Origin of the sequence: Streptomyces sp. NPDC048484 (assembly GCF_040651415.1) — a bacterium.
GTDB lineage: Bacteria > Actinomycetota > Actinomycetes > Streptomycetales > Streptomycetaceae > Streptomyces.
Genome location: NZ_JBEZJY010000053.1, coordinates 35,540 through 51,761, shown reverse-complemented (window position 1 = coordinate 51,761; position 16,222 = coordinate 35,540). Strand labels below are relative to the sequence as shown.

Below are 16,222 nucleotides of genomic sequence, written 5' to 3'. Positions count from 1 at the left end.
GGCGTGGAGAACGGCTTCGTCCGCAAGGCCGGCGCCTGGTACACGTACGAGGGCGACCAGCTCGGCCAGGGCAAGGAGAACGCGCGCAACTTCCTCAAGGACAACCCGAATCTCGCCAGCGAGATCGAGAGGAAGATCCTCGAGAAGCTCGGAATCGGGGTCCCGGCGAAAGCCGCAGTCGCCGAGAACACGGCCGCCGCCCCGGTCCCTGATGCCGCACGGACCTCGGCGGGAAACGCCGCCTGACAAGCAAGGGCGCGGCCCTGCCGGGGGCCACTGCGCTCGGCAAGGAATCGACACCCGCGTCGGATCCGGCTGGTCGAGAGCGGCCGGATGCGTCGGGAATGCCGCGCACCCGACACCGGCCCCCCGAATCCGGGGAATTAACGCCCCCAACCCTGCAGCTCACCGACGAGCAGCTGCGCGACCTCCAGGACGCCTTCGCCCGGCTCGACGCTCCCGGCCGCTCCCGGCTCGGCGGCGACGTGGGCCTGGCCGTCGCGCTCCAAGCCCACAGATATGCGTCCGACGGCAGCCGGCGCGAGGTGTGGGAGTCTCCTGCAAAGTTGTACCTGCCGGCGGGCATCGACCGCGTCGACCGCACCGAGAGTCTCGCCCACGTCGCCGGGAACACCCCGGGCCTCACCTGGCTGCGCCAGCGCTACAGCGACGTTCTGCGCGGGACCGGCGCTGGGATGAGCCCTCTCAGCTTCCTCCGGCTGCTGGGAGCCGATACAGCACCCCGGATCCAACTGCACCGCCACCGTGAGGAGCGGCTCAACCGCCGGAGGTGCCCGGTCAGGCGCCGGGCTCGCCGGAGAGGCGGATGGGACGGTGCGACATCAGCGGGCCATCGCCCTCATCCATGTGCTCGGCAGGGCCTGGGCCAAGCGAGATGCGGAACGCGAGTCGGTCACGGCCGCCAATGCCTACCGTTCGTGGAATTTCGTGGACACGGTTCCTGGGTTCTGGCTCTGGCGCCTGAAGGAGATCCCGTGGCTCGACACCGAGAGCGGGAACCCCACGGCGCCTCGGTCCTGCGCCGAGGACCGAGGCGACCGTGGTGGTGGACGGCGCGGAGGCGGACGGGCTCCTGCACCCGGAGATCCAGGCTGCCGTCGGCCGTCGCGCGAGGGTCCCGAACGGAGATCCGTCCGGGACCCTTCTGTTGGTCGACCGCGCGTCTGCTGGTGCGGGCGGTCGTCACGGGCCGGTCAGCAGGTGCAGCCCCATGGTGCTCGCGCCGGATCCGCCGAGACCGGCGAGGATCGCCCCGGCCGCGCTGCCGGCGCGCGTCCTGACATCAGAAGAAATGCTTGCGCCCACCGACCGCGCGACCGGTCGCACCCAGGATCCACAGGATGGCGCCCACCAGAATGAGGATGCTGCCGATCGTTGTCAGCAGCCCCATGCCGACAAGCAAGCCGATGATCAGCAGAATAAGGCCAAAAATGATCATTTCAAGTTCCTGTCGTCAGGTCCGGCTCAGACGCGTGTGCGTATGAGCTTCACAACGGCCTAATTTCCCCTCGACCAGTAGGTCCCGGCTCCGAATTGCACCAGGACCTCGGTGCGATAGCCCTTGTGCCCGGCGACACCGTATCCACGCACATCCTCGAAAATTTGGTAGGCGCTGCTTCTCGGATCTGCTGACGTGCGTGCAGTGTTGGGGTCAGGGTGGCTGCGCAGCACAGGTTGGCGCTCTCCCCTGTGCATGCTGGCGGCGGGTTCCCGACGGGGTGGGCGAGACGGTCGTGCAGGGCGAGGACCTCGGAACCTGGATCACCGGGCAGCGGGGTGGATCGGCGGGGCGGCCGCTGCTCATCCGGGGCAGCCGCAGGGCGGGGGAACAGTACGCCCAGTATCTGGACTTGTTCCCACTCAGGATGCCGGCTCAAGATCTCCGTGAGCACCCAGTAGGGGCCTGCCCCTCCATCATCGGGGCGTCCGCGCCGGCTGCTGGTAGTGGTCGGCGACCACCCGGGCCATGGCCCCGATCCGGTCCACCTTTACTTCCTTGGCGGCGAAGAACACGTGCCCCCGCACCTCTGGGTACTTCTTGGCGAGGGTGAGGTGCTTGGACAGCTCCGCCGGGTCCTGCCAGGCCGCGGGCTGCGCCGGGTCACCGGCCTTGTAGAGCGCCTCGCCCACGTACAGACCCGTGCCGCTGCCCTGCGCGACCGCGGCCCACCAGGGGACAAGCTTGGCGTAGTCGGCGGCGGCGAGGCCGATGTTCCAGTACAGCTGCGGGCACGAGTATCCTATGTGACAACGCTGCTAGCCTGGGATGTATGACGACCACCACGGCTCCGGACCTCAACCACTCTTGGACTAACGAAGAGCTCGCAGACCTCCGTCACCTGCAGGAGATCAACGGCCGACTTCCCGAAGATGCGCCCCGAGCGCTACTCTCCGTGCGTCTTTCCATTCTCACTGACGACACGACGTCTCCCGTGCGCCAAGAGCTCGACCTTTGGCGGAAGGCCAACGAGGACCGCGTACAGGTCGTTGGAGTGGCCCGAGACCTAAACGTCAGTGCCACCAAGGTTCCACCGTGGAAGCGGAAGGAGCTTGGGGAATGGCTGAACAACCGGGCCCCTGAATTCGACGTGCTCATGTTCTGGAAGCTGGACCGCTTCGTGCGTCGAATCCTTGATTTGCAGGTGGTCATCAACTGGTGCCAGGAGTACCACAAGAACCTCAAGAGCCTAAACGACCCCATCGACCTTTCCAGTACGATCGGAAAGACGATCGTTTCCTTGATCGCAGGCATGGCAGAGATTGAGGCTGCGAACACAGGCATTCGCGTGGCCTCCCTCTGGCAGCACACGAAGACACAAGCCGTCTGGCACGTCGGACGTCCACCCTATGGCTACAAGACAGCTAGGAAAGACGGTGAGAAGACTCGCCTCGTCATCGATCCTGTGGCGTACAAAGTTCTCCGTTGGGCATATGGTGCCGCTACCCGCTCGCGTCCCGCCTCCGCCTCAAGGATGGCCAAGATCCTCAATAGGGCGGGACTGTCCGGGGCTAACGGAGGAAAGTGGACCTCCACAACGCTACTACTCATGCTCCGAAACCCAGCAACCATGGGGCTTCGCGTCGAAGTCGAAGGGCGGACCGGGCGTAAGCGGTCGAACATCGTCCTGGACACCGAAGGCAAGCCCATCCAAGTGGGACAGCCCATCCTGACGCGTGAGGAGTTCGACCGACTGCAAGAGACCTTGGACGGCATGAGCCGGTCCAATGAGAACCCATGGACGGCCGGGGCCACCAGGTTCCTCGGGGTCATCTGCTGTCGAACCTGCGGAGGCAACTACACCGTCAGGACGTCAACCAGTCGCGGAGTCAGGTACAAGTATCTTCGCTGTCGGGCATGCGGGGGCAAGGGAATCAAGCCTGACGACCTGTACGAGGGGCTTGTAGATGCCGTGCTCGAAGAGCTGGGTGACCACCCCGTGGAGTACAGGGAGTACGCCCGCGGAGCCGAGATACGTGCGCAATTGCACCAAACCGAGGAATCAATCAAATACTACATGGAGGGTCTGGCCCCTCGGGGACGCTTCGCCCGAGGGGGCTTCGTTCAAGAGACCGCAGAAGAAACGCTCAATTCCCTCCTGCGCCAAATGGAAGAGATCGACCCTGAGAGCACAAAGGACCGGTGGGTTCTCACACATGGCGGGAAGACCTACCGAGAGCAGTGGGAGGCTGGCGGAGTCGAGGCGATGGCTACGGACCTGGTCCGCGCTGGCATCAAGTTCGAATTGGGCTACACAGAAGACGGCCAAGCCGAGGCTGATCTACTCATCCCGAAGGATGTAAGGGAGCGCCTAGTGATCCGGGAGGACGCGTTCAAGGCGACTTTCTCAGACCGCGAGAGGACCGGCCTCTAACTTGACAGTCCAGGCGGTGACACTAAGTTTGCTTCACGCGAATAAGGGTCCGCTCACCAGTTTCACTCACTCGGTACACACGGATTTTCATTCCACCCTCCCCTCGCTTGACGCGTTCTTCGTTGTGGCACGGCAGAGAGCTCATCGAGTAGGCGGCAATGAGGTGCTCCGGGCAATCCCGCCGGGGCCCCATGGGACCCCGTAGATCCGCCACCAGGCCCATTCGTGTGGCCTCAAATCGAGTGCTGGCACGAGACCCCACCTCGCATTCGCAGCCGACGGAGAAAGCAGGTGGGCCTGCAGTCTCGGAACGAAAAAGGGCAGGCGATATCACGGATCGGCACATGAGATTGCGTTCCTTACGGAGGGTGCATGCAGTACGACAGAGCGGAATCGACAGCGTCGGGATCCCACGCAGGTTGGGCGGGACATCGCTGTCTTCAGCGATCAGGCTCTGCGGATTTCGGGCCAGCAGCCGGGAGCCGCTCATTACCTCCTTGTTTCCTGCGGCACTACCGGCTGCGTCCGCAACCGCTCCGCCGCCAAGCGCAGCCGCTGCTAACAACCTCAATGGTCGTCACGATCGCCGGTTTGGCTAACCGGCGATCGTCGGCTATGTTGCGCGCCCGCGCAGGGAAGTTCACGGGCTGCTCCCAGCGGACGAAGCCCAGGAGGCCAGCCGGTACAAACGGAGACTGGAGGTCGCGCCGTCCGTCACGCACCAGGAGCCCATCGTCGGTGAACCGCTCGAGGCTGCGTGCCACAACGTGCTCGGGAGCACCGAGAGTCCGGGCGACGTGTCAGGTTGCGGCTCCGCGGCGTGTCACGATGTGCGCGAGCACCGCTCGGTCTCGGCGGTAGCCGCGTTGCAGCAAGTCCTCGCCGAATAGCCCGACCGCACAGACGCAGAGACACAGCGCCGCGGAGAAGGCGCCATACTCTTCTCGCCTCTGCGCGGTCCACGCGTTCAGGGCGCCAAACGCCAAGAGGATAGGAACGGTAAAACGGGCCGGTCGTACTGCACCGGACTACGTCGCCGTGACGCAGCGGAACCCTGTGTCATTGTCCTTCATAGTGGAGTTGGCCGCGTTCTCGAGCGCCGGCGCGGCACCCTCGAAAGGGCTGCTGAACGCGGATCCCTTCAACTGGTACCGGCCTGGCCCGTCGGTTCCCGGCGTAGAGCACCACTCCCATGCGTTTCCGCACAGGTCGAAGACCCCATAGGGACTTACTCCGGACTGGTAGCGGGTGACGGGTGTCGTGTTCCCGATGCCCGACTCTGCGGTATTGCACTTCGCGGCGGTGGGGTCGCTGCCCCAGGGGTAGGGGCGCCCCTTCGGGCCGCGGGCCGCCTTCTCCCACTGGCTGATGGTGGGCAGGTTCTTGCCCGCCCAGCGGGCGTATGCGTCAGCGTCGTGCCACGTCACCCAGACCACGGGATGGTCGTACAGGGCGCTGGGGCAGCGCCGGCCGGTCCAGTGCTGCGGGGGCCGGTGCCCTGTGGCGCGGACGAACTGCTCGTAGTCGAGGTTGGTCGTCGGGTAGACGTCGATCCGGTACGTATTCACCCAAATCGAGAGGTCGTCAGGGCCGGACAGGTAGATGCCTTCCTCGATCAGCACCATGACCTTGCCGTCGACTGGATGCCTTACGGTGCGCGGATCGCGGCGCAGCAGCTCCTCGGTTCGTTCGTCGTGCCCCACCGCGGCCTGCTCGGTGAGGAGCTGGGCGAACCGCCACTGGGCATCGGTGGACGATGTGGAGAGCAGGGTGTCCAGGGCGGCCTGGTTGTTGGGGTGGGGCTTGATCGACTCACCTCGCCCCTCCCAGTTCACGAGCTGTCTGACACTGATGCCGACCTTGACGGCGAAGTCCTTGCCGTTCATGCGCAGTGCTTCGCGCAGCAGAGCGACTTCCCGGCCGGTCCACCGTGTGACCCCCGTTGTCACGCTCGCCTCCTACGGCTACAGGGTCTCGCCGGGGATGGCCAGGTACGTCTCGCGGAGCGTGGTCAGCACGGGGTGCTCGATGGGCAGTTCCTTGTCGTCGATCGCCGACAGGGCCCGAACCCCGATGCTGGTGTTCGTCGCGAATACCGCCGCCATGTGCTTGGCCTGGTCGAGGGTGACGGGGGCGGTGCGGTGCTCGACGCCGTTGGCATGCTTCTGGAGGAGGGCCATCGTCACACCGGGCAGGACGGGTGCCTGCGGCCACACCACCGTCCCGTTGCCGTCGATGAAGGCGACGTTCCAGGTGCCGCCCTCGCTCACGCGACCGTCGTGGCCGACGAACAAGGCGTCGCCGAACCCTGCGCGCTGCGCTGCCCCACGGGCGTGCAGGGCACCGAAGAGACCGACGTGCTTCACCTCGGGCAGGTCGCGCTCGTACGGCACGCTCATGGTGCGCAGCGGCTCCGGGGGCAGGGCGCCGGCACCGCGCACGGACACCATGATGTGCGGCTTGTCAGCATCGGCCGGGTGTCCCATCTCGACCTTCGGGTCGTAGATCGTGACTCGGACGACGCACGGGCCGCTCTGCTCCTCCAGGCCCCGGCGGACGTGATCGCGAACGAGCGCCGTATCCAGGTCCGCGCCCCACACCGTCTTGCAGTCGCGTACGAGCCGTTCCATGTGCAGCGTCAGGCCCCGGATGCTGCCGTCGTCATCGACGCGCATGGACGTGAAGTGACCGATGTTGGTCAGGGCCAGGGGGAGCAAGTCGTCTGCGGATACGGGGTTTCCATCAAGAGTTGCCATGCCGCCCAGCATGTCAGGGCCGTCCGTTCCTCCGGCACCCCAACCGGTGTTACTGACGGGTCAACTTCATCGAAACTTCCTTCCCCTTTCAATGGCGCACGGTGTTCGCTTGTCACTGTGCGAACACGCCTGGTGATCGACGGAATGAGGCGTGCCACGCGACGCAATGACGCCGCATGCCGTACGCCCCCTCCACCCCCCACCGCCCAGCCGGGAGGCCCTCGATGAGCCCCGCCACAGCCGTCGCGCCGGCTGCTACGAAGGCGCCGCCGCAGACGTCGCGCGCCTTCGACTTCGCCTTCACGTCTGACCCAGCCCTTGTCGGCCAGGCACGCCGGACCACCCGCGCATTCCTGCGCCTGTGGAACGTGACCGGCGAACTGGCCGAGAACATCGTGCTCGCCGTCTCCGAGCTAGTCACCAACGCCGGCAAGCACGGGACCGGAGACGTGGGGCTCCGGGTCCAGTATCCCGACGGTGAATTGCGGATCGAGGTCACTGACGACAATCCGATCCCTGCCGAACTGCGCCCCGCTGACGACGAGGACGTGTCAGGCCGCGGCCTGTTCCTCATCGCCGTCCTCGCACGGAAGTGGGGCGTCAGCAAAGACGGCAGGACGACATGGTGCGTCTTCCTCGTCCCTGCGAGGAAGACGTGATGGCCCCCGTCACGCCTGCAGCCGCAGCAGGGCTGAGCCGGCGACGCTCCACCGACGATGTGAATCCATTACTGGCATCGCCATCCCCTGCCCTGGCCCCAACCGCGCCACCTGAGGGCCGCAACGGAACGCCTCAGCCTCAACGGCGTACCCCCGTTGGGCTACTTGGCCCCGATAGCGATCCGGACAGCGAGAGGTCCCAGGACGTCCCGACCGAGTCCTGTGCGGCGGTACCGGCGTCTCCACAATCCCTGAACGATGCCCATGTAGCTCGCCGCACCGTGTCTCTCCTGAACGAACCGCCCTTGTCGGCGAGCGGCGGCTCGAAATGCCTCGAGGGCTCCTCTTCATGACCACCAGGCATCCCGGGCAGCGGTCTTCCTCTACTCCCCCCGCCCCCGCATCTACGAGTGGGGCCCTCGCGATCTCGGCTCCGATCTCTTCGACGCCCTCGCTCAGTGGCACGCGGCCGGAGAACCAGAGGTTGAGCCAAATGGTCCGGGCAGACGCCCTCGCCTCAGTCCTGCTACGCCGCGCCCGCCTTCACGTGACCGTGCGCGTCGAGTCCGTGTGGCTGGTGATGGAAACTCAACATCCCGACCGCCACGCCTGCACCTTCGAACATATCGAGGAGCTGCCCCTGGGGCGCTGAACAACAGCCGGCTTCCGCCAGCCGGCATCCATCGCCGAACCACCATGCAGTTGGCGCCGACGCCGGAGGCGAAAGCGCACGAGGCCCCGTAAGGAACCCCTCTATGACCGATGTGACCGTGGCCCCCGACGAGGCCACCCGGCTCCGCAACAAGGTCGTCGACCAGCTCAAGGGGGACGGCACGATCGTGTCGCCCGCGGTCGAGGCCGCCATGCGCAAGGTGCCCCGGCACCTAGCCGTGCCCGAGGCGCCGCTCAGCGACGCCTACAGCACGTACAACGCCGTGATCACAAAGGAGGACGAGCACGGCAATCACACCAGCTCGGTGTCCGCTCCGCAGATCCAGGCGATGCAGCTGGATCAGGCTGGCATCCGCCCGGGCGACAACGTGCTGGAGATCGGCACCAACGGGCCGAACGCCGCGTACCTCGCGGAGCTGGTCGGGCCCACGGGTCAGGTCACCACCGTCGACATCGACCCCGCGCCCGCCGACCGAGCCAGGCGGTTCCTCAGCGAGACCGGCTACACCAACGTCAACGTAGTGGTCGCCGACGCGGAGGACGGTGTCGCCAAGTCTGCGCCCTACGACGCGATCGTGGTGACGCTCGGCGCCTGGGACATCCCGCCCGCCTGGATCGACCAGCTCAAGGACGACGGCCGGCTCGTCGTGCCGCTGCGCATCAACGGCCTGACCCGCACGTACGGGTTCATCCGGCAGGCTGACCACCTCGTCGCCGCCAGTGCCCACGTGTGCGGTTTCGTAGCGGCGCAAGGCGCTGGTAGCCACACCCAGCAGGTCATGCAGCTCCCCGGAGAGGAGGGCGTCACTCTGCGCTTCGACGAGGGCCTGCCGGCCGACCCCTCTCTGCTGGACGGCGTCCTGAACAGCGCCCGCGCCGAGACGTGGACCGGGGTGACCGTCGCCAGCCAGGAGCCCATCGGCACCCTCCAGATGTACCTGTCCACGCAGGTCCCGACGTACTGCTTCATGTCCACCAACCCCGAGTTGACCACCGGCAAGATCGGCCCCACCGGCAACAGCTGGTCCATGGTCGCCATCGACGGGCCGCACTTCGCCTACACGGTCGTGCGCCGCGACACCGAGAAGAAGACCGCAGAGTACGGCGTCCACGCCTTCGGGCCCGACGCGACCGAGTTCGCTGAGCGAATCGCCGACATCCTCCGCACCTGGGGCGAAAAGGTCCGCGGCGCTGACGGCCCGCGTATCGCCGTCTACCCGGCGGGCACGCCCGATGACCGGATCACCGGCGACCGGATCATCGACAAGAGGCACAGCCGGATTTCGATCTCCTGGCCGGCCGTGTAGTCCACGGCTCCTGGCCAGGTCGTCCTGCACCATCCCACCGAACTAAGAGAGTGATCGCCATGACCACCGCCGTACTCGAACTCCACAGCGCCCCCGCCCCGGTCGACTCCCTCGCCGAGGACGACTTCGAGCTGGACATCCGAGTCGTCATCTCCGAGAGCCCGTACACCGTCTTCATGTGCCCCACCAGCGACGGCTGCGGCAACACCTGCGAGAACGGGGCCAGCGCCTGCCAGTCCTCCATCGAGGACGCCGCCTGACACGGCTCCACCGCCGGGGCTGCAGCCGATCACCGCTGCCGCCCCGGCTCCACCTGTCCGCGCACACCAGGAAGGGACACCGGTGGCCCACGGATCGCCCATCACTTATCAGTGGCAGCCCGGCATGCTGCTGCGCGCCTCCACCGCCTCCTGCCAGATACCCGTGCCGGACCTTGACCTGTCCGACGGCTGCGACATTCCCGCTCGGGGCCGGCAGTGGCTGGCCGAGGTGTGGCGCGATCCGGTTCCCGATGCGCTGTCCGCCGCCAGCCCCGTGCTGTGCCAGCGCGTCGCCGAGATCCTGAACGGCACCGTGACCGATGCCCGCCGCATCCGGCGGGCCGTCCGGTCCGTGGCGGCCTACCTCCTGCGGTGGAACCACCGGCCCACGCCGTTCGGGGTTTTCGCCGGCGTCGCCCCCGCTCAGTCGGCCCAAGCCGCCGACGTGCGGTGGGGAGACGGGTACCGGACGATGCTGCGGCCCGATGCCGACTGGCTGACGGACGTCATCACCCGGCTGGAAAGCGGCCCCGACCTCCTGGCCAGGCTGACGGTGGTCGCCAACAACACCGGTCGCTCCCGCGGCAACCGGCACGTGGTGGAGGGGATGCCGGCCGACGCGCACACCCCCGGCTACGCACCCATCGAGCTGTCGGTGCGCCTCACCCGGCCGGTGGTCGCCGTGCTGGAGGCGGCCCGCACCCCGATCCCGTACGACCTGCTGGTGCACCGGCTGGCCGACCGGTTCCCCAGCGCGCGCCCCGAACAGCTCAGCGGCCTGGTCGCCGACCTGTTGAGCAAGCACATCCTGATCAGCAGTCTGTGGCCCCCGATGACGTCGATCGACACTCTCGGCCACGTGTGCGACGAGCTGGAGAAAGCAGACGCCGCGGGCATCCCCAACCTCGCCGCGCAAACCTCCCAACTCACCGCGATCCAAGGTGTTTTGAACCACCCGGATACTGCGACCCCCTGGTCGCCCGGTGGCAGACTGGCACAGAGCATGCAGCGCGTGAGTGCCACCGGACGCGTCCCGCTGCTGGTCGACGCCGCGCTGGACTGCACCCCCCACATCCCCGAAGCCCTCCTGGACGAAGCCGCCGAAGCCGCCGGGGTCATGCACCAGCTGTCGCCCCATCCGTACGGGTATCCCCAATGGCGCGACTACCACCAGCGGTTCCTCGACCGGTACGGCACCGAGCCCGTCGTGCCCGTCCTGGACCTGATCGCCGACAGTGGCCTCGGCCTGCCTGCGGGCTTCCTGGGCTCCGAGCGCGCCCGGCCGCCGTATCAGGTCACCGACCGGGACGAAAAGATCCTTCGTCTGCTCCAGGAGGCGATGCTCGACGGAAGGCGTGAGCTTGTCCTCACCCGGGCAATCATCGCCGACCTGACCGCCGGCCACACCGGACCGCTGCTGCCCCTCTCCCGGGCCGAGATCGCCGTGGAGATCCACGCCCCGTCCCTCCCAGCCGTGCAGAGCGGCGGCTACCGGCTGCTGGTCACCGGGGCTCCCCGCCCCGGCAGCAGCATGCTCGGCCGGTTCGCACACCTGCTCCCGCCCTCCGCGCAGACAGCGCTCACCGACTCCTACGCGACCGCCGACCCCGGTGTGATCGCCGCCCAGCTGTCCTTCACTCCCCGGCGGCGGCGCAACGAGAACATCACCCGCACCCTGCAGGTTCTCCCGCACCTCATCCCCCTCGGTCAGCACCATGAGGCGGGCCCGGGCGTCATCCCGCTCGGCGACCTGGCCGTGACGGCCGATGACCGCCGCTTCTACCTGCTCCGCACCTCGACCGGGCAGTACGTCGAACCGCGCGTCACCCATGCGCTGGAGGCATCCGTCCACACACCACCGCTCGCCCGGTTCCTGGCGGAGATCACCACCGCCCGTAGCGCCGCCTACCGGCAGTTCACCTTCGGTGTCGCCGCCACCCTGCCCTACCTGCCCCGCGTGCGATACAAGCGGACAATCCTCGCCCCGGCCCGCTGGCTGTTGTCGGCCGAGGAGCTGCCCGGCCGCTCCGCCCCCATGGCCGACTGGGACACGGCACTTGACCGGTGGCGCGAACGGCTCCGCGTCCCCGCACGCCTCGCCCTGGTCGAAGACGGCCAGCAGTTGCCCCTCGACCTCGACCAGCACATTCATCGCGCTCTCCTGCGCGCCGGCGTGGATCGCAACCGCATCGTCGAACTACGCGAATGCACCACACCGCAGGACTGGGCATGGATCGGCCGCCCTCACCAGCTCCTGATCCCTCTCGCGAACTCCACCCCTGCCGACAGCGTTCCGGGTCGGCCGAAGATCGCGTCCCTCCCTCCCCGGACGGACGGCACGCCCACCGTCCTGCAAGCCCGCCTGTTCGCGCACCCGAAGAGGTACGACGAGATCCTCACGGACCACCTGCCCAACGTGCTCGGCCAGTTCCCGGCCATGCCGCACTGGTGGTTCGAGCGCCATCGGGACACCCTCCGCCCGGACTCCGACCAGTATCTGGCCCTGTACCTGCGCCTCTCCGACCCAGACTTCTTCGGACCTGCCGCTGCACTGCTCACCGCCTGGGCCGACGTCCTCAACAGCCAACGTCTCGCGATTCGCGTGGAGTTGGCCGCCTACAAGCCGCCCACCGGCCAGTTCGGGGACGGCCCCGCACTGGATGCCGCACAGCTGGTCTTCGCCGCGGACTCGGCCGCCGGCGTGGCACAGATCCGCGCCGCTGCAGAAGACGCAGCCATCGGGCAGGCCCTGACTGCGGCGAGCATGTTCGACCTTGCGGTGCAGTTCACCGGCGACGCAGGTCAGGCGGCCGACTGGCTGACCCGCGCCCTGCCCCAGGAACGCGGCCCGATATCCCGGGAGCGCATCACGCTGGCCCTGGCTCTGGCCGATCCCGAGCACACCGCCCTGAACACCTTGCGGGGCGGGCCCGAGGTCGTGACCGCCTGGCGGCAGCGCGCTGCCGCCCTGACCGCTTACCGGCAGCTGGCCCCGCAGCCTGCCCGGGACAGGGTGCTGCGGTCGCTGCTCCACAAGCACTACCTCCGGGCGCTGCCCGTCGACCCCGATCACGAACGCTCCACCGGCCGAATCGCCCGGGCCTGCGCCCTGCGACACCGGGAGTGTCAGTCATGACCACGACAACCAGCCCGGCCCTGCTCGCGGACGCCTTCGCCCGCCAGCTGGCCACCCCTGCCCCACTACCCGAGGACCAGCCGTGGCAGGCCCAGGACCTGGCCGCTGGTGCGGCCGGATCCGCGCTCCTGCACATCGAGCGCGCGCGTACCGGAGACGGCACCTGGCAGCAGGCACACTCCTGGATCAAGACCGCCGTCGCCACCACCATCAGCGCCGCCGACACCAGCGGCCTGTACCTGGGGGCGCCCGCCGCAGCGTTCATGCTCGACTGCGCCGTCACCGCCGAGGCGCCCCGGTACCAGGACGCGCTGGCAGCCCTGGACCGCCATGTAGCCCAGCTCGCCCACCGCAGATGCGACGCGGCCCGGACGCGCATGCGCTATAGGCGTCCGGCCGACTTCCACGAGTACGACATCTTCTACGGGCTCACCGGCATCGGCACGTACCTGCTGCGCCGGTCCCCGTCCGGCACCGCGATGGCACGCGTCCTGGCCTACCTCGTACGGCTGACCCTCCCCATCCGACACGGCGACCAGGGTTTCCTGCCGGGCTGGTGGGTCGGCCACGAGCCCGACCTCACCCCGTCCACCGTCCCCGCCGGCCACGCCAACTTCGGTACGGCCCATGGCATCACCGGCTGTCTGCTGCTCCTTGCCCGCGCCCTACGCCAAGGCGTGAGGGTCGACGGCCACGAAGACGCCGTCGACACCATCCTTCACTGGCTCGATACCTGGAGGCAGGACAACCCCGCCGGATCCTGGTGGCCCGAGCACCTCCACCTCGGTGAACTCCGCGCCGGCCGTCCCGATCAGCGCGGCCCGGCACGGCCCAGCTGGTGCTACGGTACCCCCGGCATTGCCCGCGCCGGACAACTCGCCGCCCTCGCCCGCCGTGACCCGGCACGCCAGCGTCTGTACGAGGACGCCATGGCCCGCTGCCTGACCAACCCCGATCAGCTGTCCAAGATCACCGACGCCGGCCTGTGCCACGGCTGGGCGGGCGTCTACCAGACCGCCTTTCGCGCAGCCCACGATGCCGCCGCCCCGGCCCTGCGCGCCATCCTGCCCGACTTGGCCGCCGCACTGACCCAGCATGCCCGCCCCGGCCGCGGCCCCGGCCTCCTGCTAGGCGACGCGGGCACCGCCCTCGCCCTGACCACCGCAGCCCACGACGCTGCGCCAACCTCGGGATGGGACGCATGCCTACTGATCGACTGAACCGGCCCGCCCGCCTGGAAGCGACCCTGCACGCCGTGCTGGAAGTCCTGGCCGGTGCCAGCACGGACACCGCCGCAGCCGGCGCCGGACTCGAACCCGCCGACCTGGACGCAGCCGTCGGCCTCTACCAGCAGGCCGGGCAACACGCCCTCTCCCAGCAGACGGGACCCCCGGCGTGGCGTCAGCTGTACATCCAGTTCACCGACTGGGACACGGCCGAGCAAACCGCCGCCGACCACATCGCACCGGCCCTGAAGCTGGCCCAGGAGGACAAGCTGATCATGGGCTGGTGGTTCATCCGGAAGCACCCTTGCTGGCGGATGCGGCTGCTGCAGGTCCCCGGAACCCAGTTCCCCCCGGCACTGGCCGACATGCTGGACGAACTTGCAGCCGACGGGAGGGTCCACCGCTGGTGGCCTGGCATCTACGAACCCGAATCCGCAGCCTTCGGCGGCGACACCGGCATGACCATCGCCCACACGCTGTTCCACGCCGACAGCCACGCCGTACTCAGCACAGCTCATGGCGAGCTGGGCCGCCGGGAGTTGTCACTGCTGCTGTGCGCCACCCTGATGCGCGCCGCCGGACTGGAGTGGTACGAGCAAGGGGACGTCTGGCACCGCGTCACCCGGGAACGGCCCCTGCCTTCAGACGTACCGGCCGCCAAAGTCCACGCCATGGCCGACAGCCTGCGACAGCTGCTCATCGCCGACACCAGCCCCTCTGGCCCCATGCTCCAATCGGACCGCACCCTCAAGCCCGCTGTCGGCTGGGTGAGCGCATTTCGGCAGGCAGGAAGAGACCTCGGCACAGCCGGCCAGGACGGCACCCTCGACCGCGGCCTGCGCGAGGTCATCTCCTACCACGTGATCTTCCACTGGAACCGGATCGGCCTGCCCGCCCGCACCCAGAGCGTTCTCGCTCACGCGGCACATACCGCGATCCTGCATCCCGCTGGCCCCGCGGAAAGGCCGATGCCGTGACCGCACCGCCACAGCAGCACCCACAAGCAAGGCTCCGACGGCTCGCCAGGCGGTTCCCTCTGATCAGCCGGTCCCACCTCGTCTACCCCAGCTTCGCCGCCCGGATCGAAGAGGTACGCACCTGCGGGGACAAGTCGGCGCAGGACGGACCGCTCCTCGACCGGATCAACCTCGCGTGCGCCACCTGGAACCTGTCCGCGCTGATCGCCTCCGACTGCGGGCCGGCCGGCCTGGCGACAGACCTGTGCCTGCGCCAGCTCCGTCTCTTCCAGGCCGCGTGGCCCGTCACCGGGGACACCGCCATCGCCTGCCTCCAGCCCATCGTCAACCTCGTACGCCTGACCGCCCGAACTGGTGACCCGCAGGCCGCCTATCAGCAGCTCATGAGCGTGCACCGCGCCGCACATGACGGCGGCACGGTGGCCGTCCACGGACAGAGCATCGACCTCACGGGCTTCACCACCGACGCCACCCTGGACCACATCCAGCCCTGGCTCCACGACCTCCTGCTCGACGACGGCACCCGGCTTCTGGCCGCCACCGGCCAATGGCGTCAATCAGCCGAGCACGCGACCGCCTACGACGAGCAACCCGAACGGCTGCGCGCCAGCAGGCAGGCACACGTCGTGGCGAGCCTGCACACGAACGCTCCGGCCACAGCCGACTCCCTGATCGACAAGGCCACGATCACCGAACCGTGGGAGAAAGCCGTCGCACAGATCCTGCGCCACTACGCCGAGCACGTTGCGGGCCGCGCCACAGCAAAAGGATTCGCCGCTGCGGCACTCGCCGTGCAGGATGCGCTGGAGCCCGGCCCGCCGAACCTGCGCATGTTCCGGGTGCGGCTGGTCCTGGCGGCGATCGACCTGGTACCGGAAGGCTGCGAAACCCTCGCACGCCCCCTGTACGACGCGATCGTCAGCGACACCATGCGAGCAAGGGACGCGTACGCCGCGCGCGAGATCCTGCGCCACCCCGTCCTAGCCGCCAGCGAGCGGTCACAAAATGAGCTGAAAGCGATCGTCAGCGACGGCGGTCTCGGCCAGAGGATCCTGCCGGAGTCGGTACTGTCCACGATGATGCAGGCCGTCAACACAGCCGGCGCGAGCCTCGCCCACTGCCTCGCTCAGACAGGAGCCCAGGCGCCCCATTCGAGACGGCCGGGCATCAGCTGATGTCAACGGGCCTGCGCCAATCAGCTCACGCGAGGACTATGCGCCGGACTCGGCCGCCACGCGATCTTCGCGCCCAACCACGCCGGAGCGCCTTCCGGCGCTTCGGCCATCACCGCACGGCTGGGCCACCACGGCGCCTTCGGCTCAACGCCGCCCGCGAG

The 16,222-nt window shown here is 68.2% G+C and carries 12 protein-coding genes and 2 pseudogenes; 9 read left to right on the top strand and 5 right to left on the bottom strand.

Annotation, left to right across the window (positions count from 1 at the left end; translation table 11 throughout):
* Nucleotides 1-246: pseudogene (locus AB0D14_RS37655) on the top strand (DNA recombination/repair protein RecA); the annotation flags it as partial.
* A gap of 137 nt (nucleotides 247-383) precedes the next feature.
* On the opposite strand, the gene AB0D14_RS37650 reads toward AB0D14_RS37655, so the two are convergent.
* The 3 genes and pseudogenes from AB0D14_RS37650 to AB0D14_RS37640 form a co-directional block, all read right to left on the bottom strand.
* Entirely contained in the window at nucleotides 384-509 is a 126-nt protein-coding gene (locus tag AB0D14_RS37650) for a hypothetical protein (protein ID WP_362787696.1), read from the bottom strand.
* 794 nt (nucleotides 510-1,303) lie between these two features.
* Nucleotides 1,304-1,459, bottom strand: a complete 156-nt coding sequence (locus AB0D14_RS37645; RefSeq protein WP_362787693.1) for a hypothetical protein — start codon at nucleotides 1,457-1,459, stop codon at nucleotides 1,304-1,306.
* A gap of 476 nt (nucleotides 1,460-1,935) precedes the next feature.
* Nucleotides 1,936-2,250 (bottom strand): annotated as a pseudogene (locus AB0D14_RS37640) (hypothetical protein); the annotation flags it as partial.
* Between the two features lie 41 nt (nucleotides 2,251-2,291).
* On the opposite strand from AB0D14_RS37640, the gene AB0D14_RS37635 reads away from it, so the two are divergent.
* On the top strand, nucleotides 2,292-3,893 hold the full coding sequence (locus tag AB0D14_RS37635) for a recombinase family protein (protein WP_362787690.1): 1,602 nt from the start codon (nucleotides 2,292-2,294) through the stop codon (nucleotides 3,891-3,893).
* A 1,028-nt stretch (nucleotides 3,894-4,921) separates the two neighbouring features.
* Here AB0D14_RS37635 and AB0D14_RS37630 read toward each other — a convergent pair.
* Together AB0D14_RS37630 and AB0D14_RS37625 are read right to left on the bottom strand one after the other, a co-directional pair.
* Nucleotides 4,922-5,842, bottom strand: coding sequence for an SUMF1/EgtB/PvdO family nonheme iron enzyme (locus AB0D14_RS37630; protein WP_362787687.1), 921 nt, complete (start codon nucleotides 5,840-5,842; stop codon nucleotides 4,922-4,924).
* 15 nt (nucleotides 5,843-5,857) lie between these two features.
* A complete protein-coding gene (locus tag AB0D14_RS37625; RefSeq protein WP_362787684.1) occupies nucleotides 5,858-6,649 on the bottom strand; it encodes an aminotransferase class IV family protein in 792 nt (263 codons plus the stop codon).
* A gap of 224 nt (nucleotides 6,650-6,873) precedes the next feature.
* Here AB0D14_RS37625 and AB0D14_RS37620 point away from each other — a divergent pair, with 224 nt between their 5' ends.
* The 7 genes from AB0D14_RS37620 (at nucleotide 6,874) to AB0D14_RS37590 (ending at nucleotide 16,061) form a co-directional block, all read left to right on the top strand.
* On the top strand, nucleotides 6,874-7,308 hold the full coding sequence (locus tag AB0D14_RS37620; protein WP_362787681.1) for an ATP-binding protein: 435 nt from the start codon (nucleotides 6,874-6,876) through the stop codon (nucleotides 7,306-7,308).
* A gap of 755 nt (nucleotides 7,309-8,063) precedes the next feature.
* Entirely contained in the window at nucleotides 8,064-9,287 is a 1,224-nt protein-coding gene (gene fxlM / locus AB0D14_RS37615) for a methyltransferase, FxLD system (RefSeq protein WP_362787678.1), read from the top strand.
* 59 nt (nucleotides 9,288-9,346) lie between these two features.
* Complete coding sequence (locus AB0D14_RS37610) at nucleotides 9,347-9,547, top strand: FxLD family lanthipeptide (protein ID WP_362787676.1); 201 nt, start codon at nucleotides 9,347-9,349, stop codon at nucleotides 9,545-9,547.
* 82 nt (nucleotides 9,548-9,629) lie between these two features.
* Nucleotides 9,630-12,683, top strand: a complete 3,054-nt coding sequence (locus AB0D14_RS37605) for a lantibiotic dehydratase (protein WP_362787674.1) — start codon at nucleotides 9,630-9,632, stop codon at nucleotides 12,681-12,683.
* Nucleotides 12,680-13,903 carry a lanthionine synthetase C family protein gene (locus tag AB0D14_RS37600; RefSeq protein ID WP_362787672.1) on the top strand — a complete coding sequence of 408 codons (1,224 nt, stop codon included), beginning with the start codon at nucleotides 12,680-12,682 and terminating at the stop codon, nucleotides 13,901-13,903. Before AB0D14_RS37605 ends, AB0D14_RS37600 begins: the two co-directional genes overlap by 4 nt.
* Nucleotides 13,885-14,886, top strand: coding sequence for a thiopeptide-type bacteriocin biosynthesis protein (locus tag AB0D14_RS37595; RefSeq protein WP_362787671.1), 1,002 nt, complete (start codon nucleotides 13,885-13,887; stop codon nucleotides 14,884-14,886). Before AB0D14_RS37600 ends, AB0D14_RS37595 begins: the two co-directional genes overlap by 19 nt.
* The gene (locus tag AB0D14_RS37590; protein WP_362787669.1) at nucleotides 14,883-16,061 is read left to right on the top strand and encodes a hypothetical protein; all 1,179 of its coding nucleotides are present in this window, start codon (nucleotides 14,883-14,885) and stop codon (nucleotides 16,059-16,061) included. The genes AB0D14_RS37595 and AB0D14_RS37590 overlap by 4 nt, the downstream gene beginning before the upstream one ends.
* The last annotated feature ends 161 nt before the right edge of the window (nucleotides 16,062-16,222 follow it).

What these genes read in the sequence shown, in the direction of transcription:
- AB0D14_RS37645 (WP_362787693.1), bottom strand. Translation starts at nt 1,459, where the DNA reads ATGATCATTTTTGGCCTTATTCTGCTGATCATCGGCTTGCTTGTCGGC.
- AB0D14_RS37635 (WP_362787690.1), top strand. Translation starts at nt 2,292, where the DNA reads ATGACGACCACCACGGCTCCGGACCTCAACCACTCTTGGACTAACGAA.
- AB0D14_RS37625 (WP_362787684.1), bottom strand. Translation starts at nt 6,649, where the DNA reads ATGGCAACTCTTGATGGAAACCCCGTATCCGCAGACGACTTGCTCCCC.
- AB0D14_RS37620 (WP_362787681.1), top strand. Translation starts at nt 6,874, where the DNA reads ATGAGCCCCGCCACAGCCGTCGCGCCGGCTGCTACGAAGGCGCCGCCG.
- fxlM (WP_362787678.1), top strand. Translation starts at nt 8,064, where the DNA reads ATGACCGATGTGACCGTGGCCCCCGACGAGGCCACCCGGCTCCGCAAC.
- AB0D14_RS37610 (WP_362787676.1), top strand. Translation starts at nt 9,347, where the DNA reads ATGACCACCGCCGTACTCGAACTCCACAGCGCCCCCGCCCCGGTCGAC.
- AB0D14_RS37600 (WP_362787672.1), top strand. Translation starts at nt 12,680, where the DNA reads ATGACCACGACAACCAGCCCGGCCCTGCTCGCGGACGCCTTCGCCCGC.
- AB0D14_RS37595 (WP_362787671.1), top strand. Translation starts at nt 13,885, where the DNA reads ATGCCTACTGATCGACTGAACCGGCCCGCCCGCCTGGAAGCGACCCTG.